Below are 20,274 nucleotides of genomic sequence, written 5' to 3' on the forward strand. Positions count from 1 at the left end.
CTTAGGCGACGAAACCGAGACGGGCAGCCGCGACCGCACCGGTCTGGCCAGGCATGGTCTTGGCAAGGCGCTGACGCTCGAGAGCGGTGGTCAGGTTGATTTCGCGGCGGGCGAACAGGCGGGCGAAGAGCTTCATCGTTTTCTCCAATCGGTTGCTTAGACGGGGCGCCTTCGCGTGATGGAGTGGGGCAGCTCGTTTGCTGCGGTGCATATAGGCCCGTCCAAGCGAAAACAAAATCGCAAAAGCGAAGCGTTTCGCACGAAAAAGCGACATCGCTGTTGTCGCGATTTCGGTGAAAAATCGATATTGTGTATTTTTTACAATGTGTTGGTCTGGCTTTGGGTCGCTATGCAACTTGTTCATATGCGTCATGCAGCCATTGCATGGCCGGTTAACGACGGCGACCGACATCGAAAAGCCCGCCGGAGGGGTCGCGGCGGGCTTCAGATGCAATAACGCGCTTTCATTTTGCGCCGGCCCAGCTTCCGACGCCGGGAGCGACCGCTTTTGAACTGACATCCGGCCAGCCGATATCCTTCTGCACCTCGGCGGGAAGGGAATTGATGGCGCGCTCGGTGAGGTAGCGGCTGCGGGCCGCACCGAGTTCGGTGGCGATCCGACCGATGGTCGACAGAATGGTCATGCACTTCTCCTTCCACGGTTGGCTGGAAATTCCGCTGGCGGGCCAGTCGATGCAACTGCTGTTCCAGCAATTGTCAGCAGTGACCGATCAGGCCTTCTCGACGCTGTTGACTATGAACTTTCCGTGATATTCAATCAAACGAAATGGGATGATGCTTTGCATCAGAAAATTTGAAGGTGATGCCATGAATGCGCCACTCAATCATCCGCTTCCCTTGCTCGATCTGGATGTGCTCCGCACTTTTGTGGCGATTGCCGAGACAGGCAGCTTTACCACGGCGGCGACGGCTGTCTTCCGCACGCCGTCGGCGGTTTCGATGCAGATCAAGAAACTCGAGGATGTGCTCGGCCGTTCGGTGTTCGCACGCGATGCACGTTCGGTGGCTTTGACCACCGACGGCGAAATGCTGCTTGGTTATGCGCGGCGGCTGCTCGCCATCAATCGGGAGGCGGTTTCCAAGTTCATCGTGCCGGACATTGTCGGCATCGTGCGACTGGGCTCGCCGGACGATTATGGCGAACGCATCCTGCCGCATGTGCTGAAGCGTTTCGCGAAGTCGCATCCTTCGATAGCCGTCGATGTCACCATCGACCAGTCGATCAACCTGCGGCGGCGCATGGACGACCGCGCGCTTGACCTCACGCTGCTCACCAATTCCTACAAGACCAGCGCGATCGGCGCCGAGGTGCTGCTGACCGAGCCGATCGTCTGGGCCGGCGCAAAGGGGGGCTGCGCGCATCTGCGCGAGCCATTGCCGGTGTCGATCTGGGAGGAGGGCTGCGTGTGGCGCGCCGGCGCTCTGGAAGCGCTTGGCCGCGAGGGGCGCAACTATCGTGTTGCCTACATGAGCGCGCATACAGCTGGTCAGCGGGCGGCAATCCAGGCCGATCTCGCGGTGGCGCCGCTGCCAAAATCCTTCCTCGGCAACGACATGGTCGAACTCGGCCCGAAAGACGGCATGCCGCATATCGGCAATTACAATCTGGCGATGATCGTCACGCCGGATGCCAGTGCTCCGGTCAAGGCGGTTGCCGACCACATCCGCGCGACCTTCGACGTGTTCAGGGAGACAGGACGCTTCTGAGACTGCCGGTTATTCGGCAGCGAGCGGCATCTCCATCCGGAGTTGCTGCCTGCTCAGGAACGCCACGATGCGGTCGCGGGCGCGACGGGCTTCAGGCATGTTGATCAGTGGCCAGACGTGGAACATGCCTTCCTCGTGAACCAGTTCGACGTCGACACCCGCCGCCCGCGCCTTGTCGGCGAAGATCAGATTGTCGGGCGTCAGGAGATCGTGCGAGCCGGTGAGGAGCAGGGTGGGCGGAAGTACCGTCAGGTCGCCATAAAGCGGGCTGATGTGCCAGTCGCTGCGGTCCATGCCGGCGCCATAAAGGCGTACGGCTTCCAGGCCACCGGGAATACCCAGCCACGGATCACGCTGCTCGGCTTCGAACACCTCGGGATTGGCCAGCGACATGTCGAGGCCCGGCGAGATCAGAACGTGGCTGCCGGGCGTCGGCAGGCCTTCCTCCGCCATCATCATGGTCAGCACCACCGCCATGTTGCCGCCGGCTGAATCACCCATGAAGATGATGTCTTCCGCAGCGGTCTCTTCCAGCATTTCGCGATAGACCGAACCGACCATGCCAAACATGTCGTGGAAGTCGTGTTCGGGCGCGATCGGGTAGATCGGCACGGTCATGCCAAAGCCGAGGCGTTCGGCCATCTCGGCAATCAGAGCCCAGTGATAGGTGGTGATTTCAAAGACATAGGCGCCGCCGTGCAGGTAGAGAATCCGCTTGCTGCTGCCGTTCTTCGGCGCGATGTCGTAGACGGGGAAACCGGCAACGCTGCGCGTGGAGACGTCGAAACGCTGCGTCACCATGGGTGGTGGCTGGTGGCACTGTTTCTTGCGCGCATGCTGAATCCAGCGGTGCATGTTCTCCGGGCTGGAGAACGCCTTCTTGCGCGTGTGTTTCAGAACAAAAGAAACGAGTTGGCTACGGATGCTGGCCATGGAACACGACGGACTGATGCTGCGCCGGCTGGCCGGCTATGACTGCCCCAAGAGCCAGAATTTTGGGCTTCGGGGGCGAAAGTCAAGGATGACGTTGCGTCACCGATTGTACCAGCGGTCGATCGGATGCCGGTCGGACGTCAAACCGCAGGCACGTTGTCCTGCTGCAGTACGACGACGCGGGTGCCGTTCTGGACACGCCGGTGCAGGTCGATGATGTCCTGGTTGAGCAGGCGAATGCAGCCTGACGAGATCGAGCGGCCGATGGACCAGTCCTCGTTTGTGCCGTGGATACGGTAGAGCGTGTCGACGCCGTTCTTGAACAGATAAAGCGCGCGGGCACCGAGCGGGTTCGTCGGCCCCGGTTCCATCCCGCCGGCAAGCGGGCCGTACCGTTCCGGCTCACGCGCGATCATGTCCTGCGTCGGGGTCCAGCGTGGCCATTCGCGCTTGTACTGGATCACGCCGCTGCCCTCGAAGGCGAGGCCGGCCTTGCCGACGCCAACGCCGTAGCGCAGCGCCCGTCCTTCGCCGAGCACCAGATAGAGGAAACGCTTCGGCGTATCGATGACGATTGTGCCTGACGGTTCGGGGCCCTGATAGGCGACTTCCTGGCGGTAATATTTCGGATCGATCTTGGTGAGGTCGGGCGCAGGAATGGGGAAGGCATCATCGGCGACGGCAGCATACATGTCGCGATAATATTGCGGCACCTCACGCTTGCCCGGCTTGATCGCTGCGACCTTCTGCGTCGTGGTGCAGCCAGCCGCGACGAACGGGATGGCGAGAACGAATAGACGGCGGCTGATGGAAACGGGCATGATGGAACCTGAGCTTGTTGTGTCTTTTGGACCGGTCGTCGCAGAAAAGTCTGAACGCTTCCAATCACCCAAAATCACGCTTTGGTGAAAGGCGCGGATCGGTTGGGAGTTTTTCAGCGGTTCGAACAGGCGTCGAAACGGCGGTTGCCGACCATGTCCCTGTTGAAGGGGGCGAGAAAAAGGCACTTCGAGCCAGCAGGGGGCGCAGCAGAAGAGCTTTGACCTTCCCCTGTGTCGCGATGGCCACACCGAGCTTGCGCAGCGCCGCCTGAGCAATTCCAGTAAAAACGCGCAGCGGTTTTGCGTTCGCACAAAACGCAAAGACCAGCGCGTTTTCCGCGAAAAAGCAGAAACACCCTAGTTGTGATTGCGCAGATCGAGATGTGCGGAGAGCGCGGGAAAATCCGCGGCGACGATGTCCCAGTGGCTGCTGGCCCTGAGGTCGGTCACCTGCCCGGTGCCGTGCTCCTGTGGGCGCGCCACGAACGCCGTCTTCAGCCCGCACGCGCGCGCTGCTGACAGGTCGTTGTTATGCGCGGCCACCAGCATGACCTGTGCAGGTTCAAGTCTCAACGCTTCGCAGCTTGTGAGATAAGCGCGCGGGTCGGGCTTGTAGGCGCGGGCAATGCCGGCGCCGAGAATGCAGTCCCAGGGCAGGGCGCCATATCTCGCCAGCCGCGTCATCAATGCGATCGAACCATTGGAGCATGGTGCGACGATCCGGTTGGCCTTCAGCCGTATCAGGCCCGGAACGACATCCGGCCACGGCGGCAGCTTTTCCCAGGCGTGGTTGAGCGCTGCGCGCTCTTCCTCGCTGAAATGCCCGGCTATGCCGAAGCCGTCGAGCGTTGTGTCGAGGTTCTCACGGTGGAGCACGTCCAGATCGACATAGGATCGGCGGCCGGAGCGTATTTCCTCCATCCTCGGCTGATAGAGGTCGCGCCAGGCATCCGCGAAAGCGAGGCTGTCGACCTGCAGTCCCTTCGCGGCTGTCGCTGCCGCCACCTCACGGGCGACGCCGGTGCGCCAGTCAACACAAGTGCCGAAAACATCGAAGATGAGGGCTTCAACCGTCATTGCCCAGTCCCATTCCGGCACCTCCACTGTGGTTGCCGGTTTGGTGAGCAACCTATTCGCGATTGCGCCGGGCGGCACGCTCTTCCCGAGAGCGTCGGCGGGGCGCTGCATCCCCGGCCGCATCATCGCTTGCCACCTTGCGCGGCGGCAGTTTGACCTGTTCGGAAAGCTTGGGGAAGGGGTCAACCTTGTTCGGCAAGGCCATGGCGTCGATGAACAGCTGCTGGAAATTCGGCTCGAGCGCGGTTTCGATCTTTTCGATCTTCGCCACCTGCTTTTCGATTTCGCGGCGATGGTCACGGTTGAGCAGCGCCATCAGGGCGCCGGTGCCCGCGGCGTTGCCGACAGCCTTCACCTCTGACAGGTCACAATCGGGGATGAGCCCCAGCACCATGGCGTATTTCGGATCGATGAAGGAGCCGAAAGCGCCGGCGAAACGGATCGTGTCGACGGTTTCGACACCTTGCTTCTCCATCAGCAGCTTCACGCCGGCATAGAGGGCGGCCTTGGCGAGCTGGATGGCGCGTATGTCGTTCTGGGTGACGGTGATGCGCGGCTCGCCCTGGCGTCCTTCACGCAGCAGGTAGGAGAAGGTGCGGCCGTTCTGGATGATGCGCGGGCTTTTCGCCATCAGGGAACCATCGACGACTCCGTCTTCCGAAATGATGCCGGAGAGATACATCTCCGCCACGACCTCGATGATGGCCGAGCCGCAGATGCCGGTGACGCCAGTGGTCCAGGACGCTTCCTCGAAACCTTCCTCATCGGACCACTTGTCGGTGCCGATGACACGGTAGCGCGGCTCCAGCGTTTCCGGGTCGATGCGCACGCGCTCGATGGCGCCGGGCGCCGCGCGCTGGCCGGACGAGATTTCCGCGCCTTCGAAAGCCGGACCCGTTGGCGAGGAGGCGGCAACAACGCGGTTGCGATTGCCGAGCACGATCTCGGCATTGGTACCGACATCGACCAGCAGCATCATGCTGTCCTGACGGTAGGGGCCTTCCGACAATGTCGCGCCGGCCGCATCGGCGCCGACATGGCCGGCAATGCAAGGCAGCGTGTAGAAGCGCGCTCCGCGGTTGACGTCGATGCCGATGTCGTTGGTCCAGCCTTGCACGGCACCGGAGACAGCGAGGGCAAAAGGCGCCTGTCCAAGTTCGGTCGGATCGATGCCCAGGAAAAGATGGTGCATGATCGGATTGGCGACGAAGACGCTATCGAAGATGTCGTGACGGTCGACGCCGCCTTCCTCGCAGACCTTGCCGATCAGCGTGTTCACGGCCTCGCGCACGGCCTTGGTCATGGCCTCGCGGCCATCGGGGTTCATCATAACGTAGGAGACGCGGCTCATCAGATCTTCGCCGAAGCGGATCTGCGGGTTCGACGTACCGGAAGAGGCAACGACACGGCCGGAAAGCAGCGATACCAGATGCATGGCGATCGTGGTGGATCCGATGTCGCAGGCGATGCCGTAGGCTTCGTTCTTGAGGCCTGGATAGAGCGCGATCACCGTTGCACGGGAAAATTCCATGTCCTTATGGATGGCCGCTGTGACCGCCCAGTTCTCCTTGCGCAGGATCTTCTGGACTTCGGGGATGAGATGCGGCGCGACGCGCAGGTCCTTCCAGCCCCAGTCGTTCTGCAGCACGGCCTTGAGGCGCTCCAGGTCACCGGTGGGTTTGTGCATGTCGGGCTGTTCGACCTCGACGTAGCACATCTGCACCGCAGAATTGCGCTCGATGACGCGGTCGGTGGCGGCCTTGCGCACCACCTGGGCGTTGATCACGGTATCCTGCGGCACGTCGATGACGAGATCGCCCTGGATGGTGGCCGAGCAGGACAGACGCCTGCCGTCGGGCAGGCCGCGGACGCGCTCGTAGCGCTCTTCCTTGGGGCCTTTCGGCGAGATGTGGTCGAGCGAGGAAACGATCTTGTGCTTGGCGAAATTGCCTTCCTGCACCTCGATCTGGCAGCGCCCGCAGGTGGCGCGCCCGCCGCAGACCGATTCCACATAGACACCGAGCTGGCGTGCCGCATCAAGCACAGGCGTGCCGATCGGGAAGCGCCCGCGCTTGCCGGACGGCATGAACAGGACCAGAGGGTCGGTGGAGTTGAGAGGGGCGTTCATCGCTTCGACACCACCAATGTTAACGCTGCCTTGGCGAAAGTGCGATAAAGGCAAGGCGTGTGAGAGAGGCACGCTTGCCGATGAAACCCGACTTTTCGCTGGTAGCCCTGCTTCCGTCCGCTCTGTCGGCGATCTCCACCGGCATGCTTGCGGTACGCATCAGCAAAGGAAGCTGGACCAGGCATCCGCATTACCTTGCGGCCGCCATCATCGCTTCGACGGCCACCATTGTTTATCTGTTTCCGTCCCGCCCTGCGGATGCAGCCAGCGTTGCCTCGATGCTGCTTTGCGGCATCGTGGGCGGCTGCGCCGGCGTGTTCGTCTTCAGCCTGGTGCTCGGCAGCACCAGGACCGAGGACTAGAGCGTTTCCGTTTTTCACGGAAACGCGGAAACGCTCTGAGTTTTTGTTTTCGCCGCATTTTTGTAACGCCAAGTGATTCCACTTGGCTACAAAATGCTCTAGGCGCCGAACGCCTGCAGGCGCAGGGAAGGTCACGGCTTAACCGGCTGCTCTTCTGGCTTCGCGGCCGCCGCGGCGACGTCCGCCCGCAGCAGCGTCGCCAGGGGCATTGACGGCCACCGGCGCGGGTGCCGCATGTTCGCCCGGCTTGTAGTCCTTGTAGGTCTTGATCCAGGTCATGCAGTCCTTGTCGGTGCCGTTGAGCACATTGGCTGCACGGACTGCCTCCATTTCCTGCGGACGGACAGGGTTCATGATCGCCGAGGTCATGCCGGCGCCGATCACCATCGGGATGAAGCCGGCGTTGATGCCGTGGCGGTGCGGCAGGCCAAAGGAGATGTTGGAAAGGCCACAGGTCGTGTTCACCTTCAGCTCTTCGCGCAGGCGGCGAAGCAGGGCGAAGACCTGGCGGCCGGCGTCGCCCAGAGCACCGATCGGCATGACCAGCGGATCGACGACGACGTCCTCCGGCTTGATGCCATGATCCATGGCGCGTTCGACGATCTTCTTGGCGACGGCGAAGCGCACGTCCGGGTCCATCGAAATGCCGGTCTCGTCGTTGGAGATGGCAACCACCGGCACATTGTACTTCTTCACCAGCGGCAGGATCGCTTCGAGTTTCTCTTCCTCGCCAGTGACCGAGTTCACCAGCGGGCGACCCTTGGCGACCTTGAGGCCGGCCTCGATCGCTGCGGTGACGGAGGAGTCGATCGACAGTGGCAGGTCGACCAGGCCCTGCACGATCTCCAGCGTCTGAACCAGCAGACCAGGCTCCGTGGCGTTGGGGTCGACGGCGGTCACGCCCGCATTGACATCCAGCATGGTGGCGCCGCAGGCGGCCTGTTCCAGCGCGTCCTTGATGACGGTCTCGAAATTGCCAGCCTGCATCTCGGCGGCCAGCTTCTTGCGACCGGTCGGGTTGATGCGTTCACCGATGACGCAGAAGGGCTGGTCGAAACCGATGACGATTTCGCGAGTCGCCGAGGCGACAATGGTGCGGGTCATTTCAAACTCCCTCCGGATATAAAGACTTCTTTATATCGTTTCTGATGTGGATCAAGCGAATGATGTCAGTCGCGGCTGTTCAATGCGCGGTCTTCACCATGTCGACCTGGGTTTCTGTGACGTCGTCATGCAGGATGTGGCCGAGGCGCTCGGCAACCAGCGCGTCGTCGGGACGGACTTCTCGCTTCCAGGGCCGTCGACCCTTGAGCACGCCGGACTCATCGACGATCTCGGCAACGTATTCTTCCTGGCGATAAGCCATCACGTGGACGCCCGACACGCCGGGAATTTCCTTCACCTCGTTGATGATGTCGATGCAGAGATTCTTGCCTTCCTTCTTCTGGTCTTCGGCGCCTTCGAGGCGCTTGATGATGGCGTCGGGGATATGGATGCCGGGCACGTTGGAGCGAATCCATTTCGCCGTCTTGGCGGAAGCCAATGGGCCGACACCGACCAGGACGAAAACCTTCTCGGTCAGGCCGAGGTCGCTCGCCTTCTGCATGAAGGTTCTGAACATCGGCACATCGAAGCAGTACTGGCTCTGCACGAACTGCGCGCCGGCGGCGATCTTCTTGCCGAGGTGGATAGGGCGGAAATCATAGGGTGGTGCAAACGGATTGATCGCTGCGCCGAGGAAGACCTGCGGCGGTGTCGTCAGCTTGCGGCCCGACAGGAACTTGCCGTTGTCGCGCATGATGCGGACGGTTTCGAGCAGCGACATGGAATCGAGATCGAACACCGGTTTGGCGCCGGGCTGATCACCCGCCTGCACGCCGTCGCCGGTAAGGCAGAGGATATTGGCCACGCCCATGGCCGCACCGCCCAGAACGTCACCCTGGATGGCGATGCGGTTCTTGTCGCGACAGGCGATCTGCATGACCGGGGCATAGCCCATGCGGGTCAGCAACGCGCAGATACCGACCGAGGACATGTGGCAGTTCGCGCCGGACGCATCGACGGCATTGATCGCATCGACCCAGCCGTCGAACACCTTGGCGCGGTTGTAGACGTCTTCCGGATCGGCGCTGTCGGGCGGGTTCAGCTCGGTGGTCACCGCGAATTCACCGCGGCGCAGCACGCGTTCCAGGCGGCCGCGCGAGGAATGGCCGGGCAGGGGCTCCAGCGGCAGATGGATGCCAGCCGGATTTTCGTCGCGCTGGGGCGGACGCGGGCTCATGCGGATGCTCCGGTGTTGGCAGCATCGCGCGCCGCTGCAGCCTGGGCGGTCACACGCAGCCAGGCGGAGGTTTCCCGCAACGACTGGTCGACCGGTTTCTGCACATTCAGGATGGCGTCGCCGTTGACCATGTTGCGCGACCCTTCCCATGCCTTGACCCAGACGCAAGGCATATCGGGTTCGACCTCGCAGTTGCCGTTGGCGCGTACGCCGCCACAAGGACCGTTGCGCAACTGCTTGGGGCAGTTCATCGGGCAGGACATGCCGGTGGAGGAAAGGATGCACTGGCCGCACATGCGGCAGTCGAACATGAAACCCTTCACGCGCTTCTCGACGAATTTGACGGGCGCTTCGACGCGCCCGTAGCCGAGGCCTTTCCAGACCGGATGCAAGAGCAGGAACGCATCGGCGAAGCGCCGGTAGAACCACTCCAGCAGTTTCGAATGGCGGATCGCCCACAGCCGTACCGAATAGGACCTTTGCACACGCCGCTGCGGTGAAACATCCGCAGGCTTGTAGTCGCTCTTTGCTGCCGCCTTGCGGACCAAGGTCGCCTGGGTTACGCCGGCGGAAGCGCCAGCTGCGGCGTTTGCAGAGCCCGTATTCGGTGTCGGCTGGGTTTCAGACATTTTCCTTGCCGCCTGCCTTTGCGAGAGCGACCAGTCGCTCCCGGCTATAGTCCGCGTCGATGGCCGCCGCCGCCTTTTCCACTTCCGCTTCGAGGTCGTCGCCGACCGGAACGGGGTCCGCTTTGCGCCATTCGGCCAGATAGGCGTCGGTTTCAGCCGCGCCCGAGCGCATCGCCGCCATGTCGATCGCTTCGGTGAAGCGCAGCGGCAGTTCGCGCTTGGCGTTCTGCCGGCCCTTTTTCACGATGACCTGGGCGGGAATGTCGCGCCAGTAAACGACGATCAGATCAGCCATTTCTCAGTCTTCCTTCAATGGTTGGAGCATTGCCGGAAGCGGGAATACCCCGCTTCTCATCAGACGACGCGCGCGCCTTCAAAAACGACGCGCTCGAATGTCGCAAAACGATAGAGCGTCGCCGGGTTCAAGGCACCCTTGCACGCGGTTCTATTCGTCGTGCTTGCCGAGATCGTTCACCAGCTTGCGATGGAAGCGCACATAACCGCGTTCCGTCGAGCGCAGGTGCTCTGCGATGATCTCGTGGAATCGTGGCAGCCGATGGAAGGGCACCGCGGGATAGGAGTGATGCTCGGCGTGATAGGGCATGTTCCATGCCACGAAACGCACGATGCCCGTGGTGAAGGTGGTGCGCGTGTTTTCGAGCATGTTGGCGACATGTGGGCAGCGCGTATGCTCCGCAAGCAGATAGGCTCGCAGGAATGGCTGGCCCAGCAGTGCCGGCACGATCCATATCCATAGCAGCGCTGGCGATTGCAGGAGCGCCGAGCCCGCGACGAGCAGCGCATAGATGACAAGGAACCAGCGCGCCTCGGTGATCACCTTGGCGCGGCCCTTTTCCGGTACGAAGGAATCCTTGTTGCCACCGAGAGCGTTGACGGCGACGACCTTGGCCATGCCGCTCCAATATGGCCAGCCGGACAGGTAGCGCAGATATTGCGCAATCGTCTCGGGTTTCGGGCTCATCAGCTCGGGATCGTTGTCGGGATCGTGGGTGTAGCGATGATGGGCAAAGTGGAAATAGCGAAACCAGGCCGGCGGCAGCAGGATGAGGAAGCCGGAAGTGACAGCAACGAGACGGTTCAGGCGTTCGGTGCGAAATGCCGTCTCATGGATCGTTTCGTGCAGCAGCGTGAACAGAAAGACGATGAGGATGCCGAGCGGCAGCATCAACAGTGGCCAGAGAGGCACCTCGAGCAGGATGAGTGCGGCGAGCAACACGATCGATCCGCCGTGGAGGGCGAGCCGCCACAATCCGGGCGCATCCTGTTTATCGGTCAGCTCACGTCGATCGTCCACCGAGAGGGACGCGATGATCTGCCGGTGGTCGAGCTCTGACATGCGAGAACCTTAATACCGGCATGCCGTCACGTAAACGGAAGGTGGCTTCTGGCCTACCAGATGCCGCGGCGTATCCCGGTCCACACATAGAACCAGAGCGTCGGATGGAACCAGATCTGTGATGGCAGGCCGGGATCGAAGGGTTCGATGCGGCCGGCCATAACCTTTTCAATCACGTCAACACAGGCGTCACGCGAAATTGCTGCCTGGCGAAGCGGATAGGATGAGATGGTATCGCCGCGACCGGGCATGCCGCGCGTGTGGCGCAGGACCGCGCCCGTATCGACACCGGCATCGACGACGTGAACGGTCGTGCCAAAATTCTCGGCGTCGTTGTTCACCAGCGCCCAATAGGCCCCGTTCATGCCGCGATACTTCGGATTGACGCCGGCATGGTAGTTGATGACGGGGCAGGGTATCGCGGCGAGGGTGTCGCGGGTCAGCACACGGCATCCCGCAAGCAGCACGACACCTGGTTTGATGTCTGCTATCGCCTCGATCGTCTCCGGCGCGTTGGCCGAGGGCACATGCACAATGTCCTGGTCCGGCTTCGGCTCGGTCTTGAGGTTGTACTCGGCGACAATCTCCTCGGCATGCGCAGTGCCGAACCGTTTGCCGAGGCGCACCAGCACCATCGTGCCTATCTGGCCAAGAACGGAAATCCAGCCTTGACGCCTGGCGCGGCGCTTGAGCAACGACCACTTGGAAACCGGCGTTTCAAGGATAACGGTGACGCTGGTGAAATGGTCGGCTATGGCGTTGACGATTGCCCAGATGTGGCCGCCGCCTTCGGTGACGACGACGATGGGTGCCGTGTCTGCAGCCTCGTTCATCCTTGGAAGTCCAGCCTCTTAGAACCTGGTCGGGTGCGGTAGTTGCACAGGTCGCAAGTTCAGTCCCCAGTCAATATTCTCGGCCGAGCCGGTTAATCCTTTATCTCAGCACCCGCTCATGGACTACAGCCGATCAGCGCTTGAATTCGATGATGTCGAGTTTTGATTCATAGTAGGGCGCCGGAAATTCGATGCGCCAGGCATTCGGTCCTGTGCGGAAGGCATAGCCGACCTGGTCGGTTTTCGGGCCAGCACCGTAACGTTGTGTCTTTTCGCCGGCGACGAAGCCTGAGCCCAGATAGATCGAGCGCTTCTCGCCGTCGTCGTAGAATCGGCCCTTGGTGCGCTGGGAACCGCTGGTCTTTTCCAGCATCCAGCCGGAACCATCATCCGTGACGCGGCACTTGAACCAGCCATAGATGACGAGCGGGCCAAGGCCGCCCGCCTTGATCGTACGGCATTGCCAGTTGCCGGTAAGATCCTTGTCCGAAAAGGCGACCAGTGGGCGGGCGAGCACCGCATCGAGGTCCTTTACCTCGCTCGGCTGTCCGGCCTTGGCCTCGGCCAATGCTGCCTTGCGGGTCTCGTCATATTTGGTAAGTCGCGCCTTGTCCGCCGGAGTGATCAACTTCTGCACAACGCCGTCCGCATGGGCATTTCCAGCGAACAGGACGGCAGCAGCCGTGAATAGCAAGGCGCGCAGATGCATGTCGTGTCCCCTGTGTCTCGACGACGGCGTTATAGCCCGCGAGGGCAGCAGAAAACCAGTCCAACTATCGGGGAATGTTATCTAACGAGCGATCGGTAGGTCTGGTCAGTGTTCGGCGGCCGCGAGAAGTGCAGGCGCGAGATCGCCATAGCCGGTGAAGCGGTACTCATAGTCGAGTCCCAGATAGTCGGCCGCCCATTTCGCCTTTTCCTGCAGGGCCTTGTCCTCGGTCTGCGCCAGGTAGACGATCTTGGTGTAGTTTCCGAACACCATTTCTTTCAGTTCGGGATGCTTGTCGAGCTTCAGGGGCTCGATCACGAAAGCTTCGAACTGCCGCGTGATCAGATCGGTCAGGTAGAAGGCGGTGAACTCGTCTTCCGTGACTTTCGCGAATGCCTCGTTGCCGCTGAAGAAGGCATAACAGTGCGGTCCGCCGATGCGTTCGACGCGTTCTTCTTCGCAGATCCTGTCGAGTTCGCCGCGCGTGCCGCATTCGGCATAGCCAATGAAGATACGGCTGTAGCCTTCCGCTCGCGCCCTGGTGATCGCCTCGCGCATCGCCGGGGCAATCCTTTCGGGATAGACGTGCCAGATTGCCGGCAGACAGATCAGATCGACATGATCGAGATGGTTGGTCCTGCACACCGCCAGCACCTCTCGGGCGATGGCGCCGCAAGCAATGACCCGTACGCGCTCGGGGAGAGGGGCGGTCGACGGGACTTCGCCATTCACCATCACCACCGCATCGGCGAGTGCTGTCGGGTCGAGCTTCTGTTCTGTTGCCATGTGGATCACTCCAACATCGCTGCCTTGCATCGGATGGAACCGGTTCATGCCTTTGGCGTTGATGATTGTTGCATCACCATAAGGGAGACACTGTCCATGAAACTGTCACGCGTCGCACCGCTCGCCGTCATTGCCGTGGCGCTCGTACTTTCCGGCTGTGCCAACACGGTCCGTGGCGTCGGCAAAGACGTCAAAGGCACTGCCCGCGCCGTCGAGGACACGGTCAAAAACTGACCGGCTCCCCACAATTGGTAACGACATGGCCGCGTCGCAAGACGCGGCCTTTCTGCAATCAGGCAGAAGCGCGAACGTTGTGCTTGCGCTTCATGAAGTCCTTGGCGGTTTCCACCGCCACAGCGGCGTCGCGGCAATAGGCGTCGGCGCCGACGGCCTTGCCGAATTCCTCGTTGAGCGGCGCGCCGCCAACCAGCACGACATAGTCGTCGCGAATGCCCTTTTCCTTCATCGTGTCGATGACGACCTTCATGTAGGGCATGGTGGTGGTGAGCAGCGCCGACATGCCGATGATGTCGGGCTGATGTTCCTCGATCGCCTCGAGATACTTCTCGACCGGATTGTTGATGCCGAGGTCGACGACGTCGAAACCAGCGCCTTCCATCATCATGCCGACAAGGTTCTTGCCGATGTCGTGGATGTCACCCTTGACGGTGCCGATGACCATCTTGCCCTGCTTGGGCGCGCCGGTGGCGGCAAGCAGCGGACGCAGGATGAACATGCCTGCCTTCATCGCATTGGCGGAAAGCAGCACTTCCGGCACGAACAGGATGCCGTCGCGGAAGTCCTCGCCGACGATGCGCATGCCTTCGACAAGCGCCTCGGTGAGGACTGTGTAAGGTGCCCAGCCACGCTCCAGAAGGATGTTCGTGCCTTCTTCGATCTCTTCCTTCAGGCCGTCATAAAGATCGTCGTGCATCTGCTGCACGAGTTCCTCGTCGGAGAGTTCGGAAAGGATGATCTCGTCGTCGGACATTTTTGATCCATCTCCCTGCGGTCGTGCGATCTGTCGCAACGCACCAATCGTCGCTTCAATACCTACCGTGCAGCGACGCGCATCCATAGCTGATTTGCGACTTTCCGCAAAAGGAAAGCGACCGGGAATCTGTTGTTCTTCTTGTCGATTTTGCGACAGACCTTGGCGCTCGCTGGCCGTTTCGGATAGGGTGCATGGCTACGATCCGGGAAGCAGCCGTCGCGAGGCGGTCGAACGGATTTCAAGGAAGAACAATCATGAGCGAGAACGCGGCAGTCGATCAAGAAGCGGCGGGCGGCAGGCGAGGGCGCGGTGACCGCGGCGGCGCCGCGGCGCGACGTGCTGCGCGCACCGGTGGCGGACCTGGTCAGCAGCTCACCTATATCCGGCGCCAGATCAAGGTCTACGAAGTGCTGGACGAGGAAGGCCTGGCGCTGATCGAAAAGAACGCCGACACGGTGCTCGAAGAGACCGGTATCGAATTCCGCGATGACGCGGAGGCGCTTCAGTTGTGGAAGCAGGCCGGCGCCGATGTAAAAGGCGAACGTGTTCGCTTCCCGCGCGGACTCTGCCGCTCGCTGCTCAAGACCGCGCCGAAGCAATATATCCAGCATGCGCGCAATTCGGAGCGCTCGGTGCAGATCGGCGGGAATGCCACCGTTTTCGCACCGGTCTACGGGCCGCCCTTCGTGCGCGACCTCGACGGCAACCGTCGTTATGCGACGATCGAGGATTTCCGCAACTTCGTGAAGCTCGCCTATATGGCCCCGTCGATCCACCATTCGGGCGGTACGGTGTGCGAGCCGGTCGACGTGCCGGTGAACAAGCGCCACCTCGACATGATCTATTCGCACATCAAATATTCGGACAAGCCGTTCATGGGCTCCGTGACCGCGCCGGAACGCGCGGAAGACACGGTTGCGATGGCCAAGCTGGTGTTCGGCGACGACTTTGTCGAGAACAACACGGTGCTGACCTCGCTGATCAATGCCAATTCGCCGATGGTCTTCGACGAGACGATGCTCGGCGCGCTGAAGGTTTACGCACGTCACAACCAGGCCTGCATCGTCACCCCGTTCATTCTGGCCGGCGCGATGAGCCCGGTGACCGTCGCCGGCACGCTGACGCAGGTTCTGGCCGAGGTGCTGGCCGGTGCTTCCTTCACCCAGCTGATCCGGCCTGGCGCCCCGGTTCTGTTCGGCACGTTCGCGTCGTCGATCTCGATGCAGTCGGGTGCGCCGACTTTCGGAACGCCGGAACCGTCGCTGGTTTCCTATGGAGCAGCTCAGCTTGCGCGCCGGCTTGGCCTGCCGTTCCGCACCGGCGGTTCGCTATGTGCTTCCAAGATCCCGGATGCGCAGGCAGCCTATGAAAGTGCCAACACGCTGAATTCGACCATCCTTGCCGGCACCAACTTCGTGCTGCACTCGGCGGGCTGGCTCGAGGGCGGGCTGGCCTCCTGCTATGAGAAGTTCATGATGGATATCGACCAGCTCGGCATGCAGCAGAAATTTGCCGAGGGCGTCGACCTGTCGGAGAACGGCCAGGCGATGGATGCCATCCGCCAGGTCGGTCCAGGCAGCCACTATCTCGGTTGCGACCATACCCAGGCCAATTTCCAGACCGCGTTCTATCGGTCTTCGATCGCGGACAACAATTCCTACGAGCAGTGGTTGGCCGAGGGCGAGAAAACTGCGCCGCAACGCGCCAACGAACTCGCCCGGCGTTGGCTGGAAAGCTACGAGGCGCCGGATCTCGATCAGGGCATCGATGAGGCGCTGCAGGCCTTCATCACCAAGAAGAAGGAGTCGATGCCCGACGCCTTCACTTGAAAGGAGCCCGATTCAGGCCGGGCTAAAGTGGCCAGCATCATTCACAAGGAGGTCTGGCGGAGCGCGTTTTCCGATCCGGGCAAGAAATGATGTTGGTCGGTTGTCAATGAAGGACGGGTCGCCATGAGCAACCGTCGTCAGGCCAAAAATCGACAGCTGCAGACGATTTCGAACCAACTCGCCGCGCATGGGCTGACCCTGCGCGGCGGTTTTGCGTTTGGTGATGAAGAGGCGGCGCCGTTAAGTCGGGAAGGCCGGCCGGCGAAGTCCGCTCTTCTGGTCGGGCAGGCTGGTGCGGCGCCCTGGCCGCACTTCATGAAATGGCGACAAAGGCAGCCGCGGGATCTGCCAAACCCGCTCGACACATGGTCACGGCAGATCATCGATGAGGTCGCCGCCCATTTAGGAGCGTCGGCGGTCTATCCGTCCGACAAACCCTACCAGCCATTCCAGCAATGGGCGATGCGGGCGGAGGGATTGAAGCCGTCGCCGCTCGGCATTCTCATGCATCCCGAATATGGCCTGTGGCACGCCTATCGTGGGGCATTGCTGTTTGCCGACGGGATTCCGATTCAAGGCGTTCGCAATCCGATTCATCTTTGCGACCTATGTGTCGGAAAACCTTGCCTGAAATCCTGTCCGGTCGGAGCCCATTCCGAGGAGGGTTTTGCCTATGAGGCCTGTCTCGGGCATGTTCGGAGCGCCGATGGCGGGCCGTGCCGGAGCGGCGGTTGCCTGGACCGAAACGCCTGCCCCTATGGGGTAGACTATCGCTATCCCGCCGAGGTGCAGGCCTTTCATATGGCGAGCTTTGCCGATCTTTAGTCGCTAGACTGAGCGGCAGGCTCCCGAAATCCGGCGCCAGGCCGATCTGGTCCAATCGTTTCGGTTGGCCGGTGGTTGACCTCGATCTGGTATGTGGATACTCATCAAGTCATCCGATGACTTGATGAGTATCCACATGCAACCTGCCAGTCGCACCAATCTGACGGACAGCGCCGCTGAAAGCCTGCGCGCGGAAATCCTCGGCGGCCGCTGGTCGGTCGGAACCCGCATACCCAATGAAGCTACCTTGTCCGGCCAGCTTTCGGTCAGCCGGGGTACGGTACGGGAAGCCGTCCGCGCCCTGGTTTCGCAGGGCCTCCTCGAAACACGGCAGGGATCCGGAACCTATGTGCGCTCGGCTGTCGACCCGACCGCGGCGTTGGTGCGGGTCAGGCGGGCCTGTCTGCGCGATCAATGGGAGGCGCGTACCGCGCTCGATGTGGAGGCCGCACGGCTGGCGGCCCTCCGGCATGCACCTGCGGATATAGAAAGGCTCAACCGCCTGCTCGCGGAGCGCGGCACGGTCGCCGATGGAGGCCAGCACAACTTCGTCTGCCGCGACCTTGCTTTCCACAAGGCGATAGTTGCGATGTCGGGCAACCGCGCGATGGTGGAGCTCTACGACTTCTTCACCGCGGCGATTGCTGAAACCATCCAGGCAACGCTGGGGGGCGATCTGCCGGAGCCGGACGCTCCAATGCATGCGGAGATCGTCGACGCGATTGCCTCGGGCGATCCGGACCGAGCCGGAAACGCCGTTCGCGCTTTCATGGCGCCCGTCCTTTCACAACTCGACCGGCATCTCGCGCAATGAACCAGACCTTTCGTCAAAACGATACGCAGGTTGCTGCGATGAATGGGATCGACGATCAGCTTGTCGATGCCGAGGCCGACAGCCTGCCGCCGCCGCAAGCTCCGGTGCTTGCAAGTCAGGCGGCGCGCGTGCTGCTTGGCGCCAGCCTCGTGCTGATCGCCTTCAACCTGCGTCCGCTGTTTTCTAGCCTCTCGGTGCTGCTGCCGGAGATGATGCAGGCGACGGGGCTGTCCAGTGCCGGCGCTTCGCTGCTGACGACGTTGCCGGTGGTGTGTCTCGGCATCTTTGCCCCTTTTGCGCCCAGGCTGGCACAGCGCTACGGCGCCGAGCGCACGCTGCTCGGTGTGATGGCGTTGCTTGCGCTGGGTACGGCGCTGCGCGGCTTCGGGTCCGTGCCGATCCTGTTTGCCGCCACCTTTGTCGCGGGCGCTGCCATTGCGGTCGGCAATGTGCTGCTGCCCGGCCTGGTCAAGCGCGACTTCCCCGACAGCATGGCCTTGATGACGGGTCTCTACACCATGGCTTTATGCGCCGGCGCGGCTGCCGCATCAGGGCTGACGCTGCCGATAGAACACTACGTTGCGGGTTCCTGGTCGACCGCTCTTGCTGTCTGGGCGGTGCCGGCTTTCGCCGTGCTGTTGTTGTGGACACCGCAGGCATTCGCCAGTCGCCATCGTGCAAGCCATAGCGGTTTCCGTGTCACGGGGCTTTGGCGCGACCGCCTGGCTTGGCAGGTTACGCTGTTCATGGGCCTGCAGTCGGCACTGGCCTACAGCATCTTCGGCTGGCTGGCCCCGATCCTGCGCGAGCGCGGTTTCGACGCAACTGCGGCGGGCGCGATCGTCTCGGTGTCGGTGATGGCGCAGGTCGTCGCGTGCCTGGCGGTGCCGCCGATCGCGGTTCGCTGCCGCAACCAGAGCCTCGTCAATGTCGTTCTCGTCACCGTCGCAGTCATCGCACTGCTGGGTATCCTGTTTGCTCCGACGTCGATGACGCTGCCGCTGGCCATCGTGCAGGGGCTGGGGCAGGGCGGCCTGATCGCTGCCGCCATGACGATGATCGTCCTGCGCTCACCTGACCCGCACGTGGCGTCGCATCTTTCCGGCATGGCGCAGGGTGTCGGTTATGTGCTGGCCGCGATCGGCCCGCTGCTGGTGGGATTGATCCATGGCTGGACAGGCAGTTTCGCCGCTTCCGCGATCCTTTTCACGGCTCTCGGCCTCGGGGTTGCCGTGATGGGGTTCGGAGCAGGCCGAGCGCTGCTGGTCGGCGCGCGCACGGTGCGCCTCGAGGGGTGAACAATCCGGGTTGCCTGTCGCAATACCTGCGCTATCTATCCGCTCCTGTTCCGGACATGGAGACTGATGGTGGCATCAGCCAGCAAGCGCGACATCACGATCAAGACGCACGACGGCGTGGCGCGGGCTTCCGTGTTCCGAAACGGGCAGGTGAAAGCCGGCGTCATCCTCTACATGGACGCCTTCGGTCCACGTCCCGCGCTCCATGACATGGCAACGAGACTCGCAGGGCACGGCTATGCCGTGCTGTTGCCGGATCTGTTCTACCGCAACACGCCCTATGGCCCGTTTGACGCCAAGACCGGTTTTGTCGAGGAAAAGAGCAAGGCCGCACTGACGCACTGGTTGGGGGCACGACCCAGGAGATGACCGCACGCGACAGCGGCGCATTCATTGCGGCGCTTGAAGCCGAAGGCGTGCGGGGTCCCATTGGAGCGGTCGGCTACTGCATGGGCGGTGGGCGAGCCCTCAATGCGGCGGCAGCTCATCCTGACAAGATCGCCGCAGCCGCCAGTTTCCATGGCGGCCGGCTTGGAACGGACGCGCCCGACAGCCCCGCTTCGAATGCATCCAAAATCAAGGCGCGTGTCTATGTCGGCTCGGCCGGCGTCGACGGCAGCTTTCCGCCGGAGCAGTCGGCCCGACTGGCGCAGGCTTTGCGGCAAGCGGAAGTCGACCACGTCATCGAGAATTATGTCGGCATGCAGCACGGCTGGTGCGTGCCCGACCACAGCGTCTACGACGTCGTCGGTGCCGAACGCCATTGGAAGCGGCTGATCAACTTCTTCGGCGAGACGTTGCGCTGATCGATCGGCGAAGCCGCCATTTTGAACGCACCTGGAAAAAATCTTCCCATCCGCCCAAGGATTG

Annotated in this window: 23 protein-coding genes and 1 pseudogene; 9 read left to right on the forward strand and 15 right to left on the reverse strand. The window is 62.1% G+C overall.

What is annotated here, in order from left to right:
* Position 1: 1 nt before the first annotated feature.
* Entirely contained in the window at positions 2–136 is a 135-nt protein-coding gene (locus C1M53_RS32385) for a hypothetical protein (RefSeq protein ID WP_129414556.1), read from the reverse strand.
* Between the two features lie 328 nt (positions 137–464).
* A complete protein-coding gene (locus tag C1M53_RS24240; RefSeq protein ID WP_129414557.1) occupies positions 465–644 on the reverse strand; it encodes a hypothetical protein in 180 nt (59 codons plus the stop codon).
* Between C1M53_RS24240 and C1M53_RS32390 the strand changes: the two genes are divergently transcribed.
* A complete protein-coding gene (locus C1M53_RS32390) occupies positions 643–771 on the forward strand; it encodes a hypothetical protein (RefSeq protein WP_281040905.1) in 129 nt (42 codons plus the stop codon). The two genes, C1M53_RS24240 and C1M53_RS32390, sit on opposite strands and share 2 nt — an antisense overlap.
* Before the next feature lie 57 nt (positions 772–828).
* On the forward strand, positions 829–1,728 hold the full coding sequence (locus tag C1M53_RS24245; protein WP_129414558.1) for a LysR substrate-binding domain-containing protein: 900 nt from the start codon (positions 829–831) through the stop codon (positions 1,726–1,728).
* A 9-nt stretch (positions 1,729–1,737) separates the two neighbouring features.
* On the opposite strand, the gene C1M53_RS24250 is transcribed toward C1M53_RS24245, so the two are convergent.
* The 4 genes from C1M53_RS24250 to C1M53_RS24265 form a co-directional block, all read right to left on the reverse strand.
* Positions 1,738–2,661, reverse strand: a complete 924-nt coding sequence (locus tag C1M53_RS24250; RefSeq protein ID WP_129414559.1) for an alpha/beta hydrolase — start codon at positions 2,659–2,661, stop codon at positions 1,738–1,740.
* A 140-nt stretch (positions 2,662–2,801) separates the two neighbouring features.
* Complete coding sequence (locus C1M53_RS24255) at positions 2,802–3,482, reverse strand: L,D-transpeptidase (protein ID WP_129414560.1); 681 nt, start codon at positions 3,480–3,482, stop codon at positions 2,802–2,804.
* 357 nt (positions 3,483–3,839) lie between these two features.
* Complete coding sequence (locus C1M53_RS24260) at positions 3,840–4,559, reverse strand: haloacid dehalogenase type II (RefSeq protein ID WP_129414561.1); 720 nt, start codon at positions 4,557–4,559, stop codon at positions 3,840–3,842.
* Positions 4,560–4,611: 52 nt separating this feature from the next.
* A complete protein-coding gene (locus tag C1M53_RS24265; protein WP_129414562.1) occupies positions 4,612–6,687 on the reverse strand; it encodes an ASKHA domain-containing protein in 2,076 nt (691 codons plus the stop codon).
* Between the two features lie 80 nt (positions 6,688–6,767).
* On the opposite strand from C1M53_RS24265, the gene C1M53_RS24270 reads away from it, so the two are divergent.
* On the forward strand, positions 6,768–7,049 hold the full coding sequence (locus C1M53_RS24270; protein ID WP_165358230.1) for a hypothetical protein: 282 nt from the start codon (positions 6,768–6,770) through the stop codon (positions 7,047–7,049).
* Between the two features lie 138 nt (positions 7,050–7,187).
* On the opposite strand, the gene C1M53_RS24275 is transcribed toward C1M53_RS24270, so the two are convergent.
* The 8 genes from C1M53_RS24275 to C1M53_RS24310 form a co-directional block, all read right to left on the reverse strand.
* On the reverse strand, positions 7,188–8,153 hold the full coding sequence (locus tag C1M53_RS24275; RefSeq protein WP_129414564.1) for a methyltetrahydrofolate cobalamin methyltransferase: 966 nt from the start codon (positions 8,151–8,153) through the stop codon (positions 7,188–7,190).
* 79 nt (positions 8,154–8,232) lie between these two features.
* A complete protein-coding gene (locus tag C1M53_RS24280) occupies positions 8,233–9,330 on the reverse strand; it encodes a methylenetetrahydrofolate reductase (RefSeq protein ID WP_129414565.1) in 1,098 nt (365 codons plus the stop codon).
* Complete coding sequence (locus C1M53_RS24285; protein ID WP_165358231.1) at positions 9,327–9,959, reverse strand: methylenetetrahydrofolate reductase C-terminal domain-containing protein; 633 nt, start codon at positions 9,957–9,959, stop codon at positions 9,327–9,329. Before C1M53_RS24285 ends, C1M53_RS24280 begins: the two co-directional genes overlap by 4 nt.
* Positions 9,952–10,254, reverse strand: a complete 303-nt coding sequence (locus C1M53_RS24290) for a virulence factor (RefSeq protein WP_129414566.1) — start codon at positions 10,252–10,254, stop codon at positions 9,952–9,954. Before C1M53_RS24290 ends, C1M53_RS24285 begins: the two co-directional genes overlap by 8 nt.
* 150 nt (positions 10,255–10,404) lie before the next feature.
* A complete protein-coding gene (locus tag C1M53_RS24295; protein WP_129414567.1) occupies positions 10,405–11,316 on the reverse strand; it encodes a fatty acid desaturase in 912 nt (303 codons plus the stop codon).
* Between the two features lie 53 nt (positions 11,317–11,369).
* Positions 11,370–12,149 (reverse strand): formyl transferase, encoded by a 780-nt coding sequence (locus C1M53_RS24300; RefSeq protein WP_129414568.1) that lies wholly within the window; start codon positions 12,147–12,149, stop codon positions 11,370–11,372.
* A gap of 133 nt (positions 12,150–12,282) precedes the next feature.
* Positions 12,283–12,858: a DUF4893 domain-containing protein gene (locus tag C1M53_RS24305; protein ID WP_129414569.1), complete on the reverse strand. Its 576-nt coding sequence runs from the start codon at positions 12,856–12,858 to the stop codon at positions 12,283–12,285.
* Between the two features lie 105 nt (positions 12,859–12,963).
* The gene (locus C1M53_RS24310; protein WP_129416348.1) at positions 12,964–13,593 is read right to left on the reverse strand and encodes a DUF1638 domain-containing protein; all 630 of its coding nucleotides are present in this window, start codon (positions 13,591–13,593) and stop codon (positions 12,964–12,966) included.
* Between the two features lie 147 nt (positions 13,594–13,740).
* Here C1M53_RS24310 and C1M53_RS24315 point away from each other — a divergent pair, with 147 nt between their 5' ends.
* Entirely contained in the window at positions 13,741–13,878 is a 138-nt protein-coding gene (locus C1M53_RS24315; RefSeq protein ID WP_129414570.1) for an entericidin A/B family lipoprotein, read from the forward strand.
* Between the two features lie 58 nt (positions 13,879–13,936).
* On the opposite strand, the gene C1M53_RS24320 is transcribed toward C1M53_RS24315, so the two are convergent.
* On the reverse strand, positions 13,937–14,635 hold the full coding sequence (locus C1M53_RS24320) for a B12-binding domain-containing protein (RefSeq protein WP_129414571.1): 699 nt from the start codon (positions 14,633–14,635) through the stop codon (positions 13,937–13,939).
* A gap of 257 nt (positions 14,636–14,892) precedes the next feature.
* Here C1M53_RS24320 and C1M53_RS24325 point away from each other — a divergent pair, with 257 nt between their 5' ends.
* The 5 genes and pseudogenes from C1M53_RS24325 (at position 14,893) to C1M53_RS24345 (ending at position 20,210) form a co-directional block, all read left to right on the forward strand.
* A complete protein-coding gene (locus C1M53_RS24325; RefSeq protein ID WP_129414572.1) occupies positions 14,893–16,467 on the forward strand; it encodes a trimethylamine methyltransferase family protein in 1,575 nt (524 codons plus the stop codon).
* A 123-nt stretch (positions 16,468–16,590) separates the two neighbouring features.
* Positions 16,591–17,292 (forward strand): 4Fe-4S dicluster domain-containing protein, encoded by a 702-nt coding sequence (locus tag C1M53_RS24330; RefSeq protein WP_129414573.1) that lies wholly within the window; start codon positions 16,591–16,593, stop codon positions 17,290–17,292.
* A gap of 136 nt (positions 17,293–17,428) precedes the next feature.
* A complete protein-coding gene (locus C1M53_RS24335) occupies positions 17,429–18,106 on the forward strand; it encodes a FadR/GntR family transcriptional regulator (protein ID WP_129414574.1) in 678 nt (225 codons plus the stop codon).
* Positions 18,103–19,404: an MFS transporter gene (locus tag C1M53_RS24340; protein WP_129414575.1), complete on the forward strand. Its 1,302-nt coding sequence runs from the start codon at positions 18,103–18,105 to the stop codon at positions 19,402–19,404. The genes C1M53_RS24335 and C1M53_RS24340 overlap by 4 nt, the downstream gene beginning before the upstream one ends.
* Before the next feature lie 66 nt (positions 19,405–19,470).
* Positions 19,471–20,210: pseudogene (locus tag C1M53_RS24345) on the forward strand (dienelactone hydrolase family protein).
* Positions 20,211–20,274: the final 64 nt, after the last annotated feature.

It is taken from the genome of Mesorhizobium sp. Pch-S (assembly GCF_004136315.1).
In the GTDB taxonomy this organism is placed as follows: Bacteria; Pseudomonadota; Alphaproteobacteria; order Rhizobiales; family Rhizobiaceae; genus Mesorhizobium.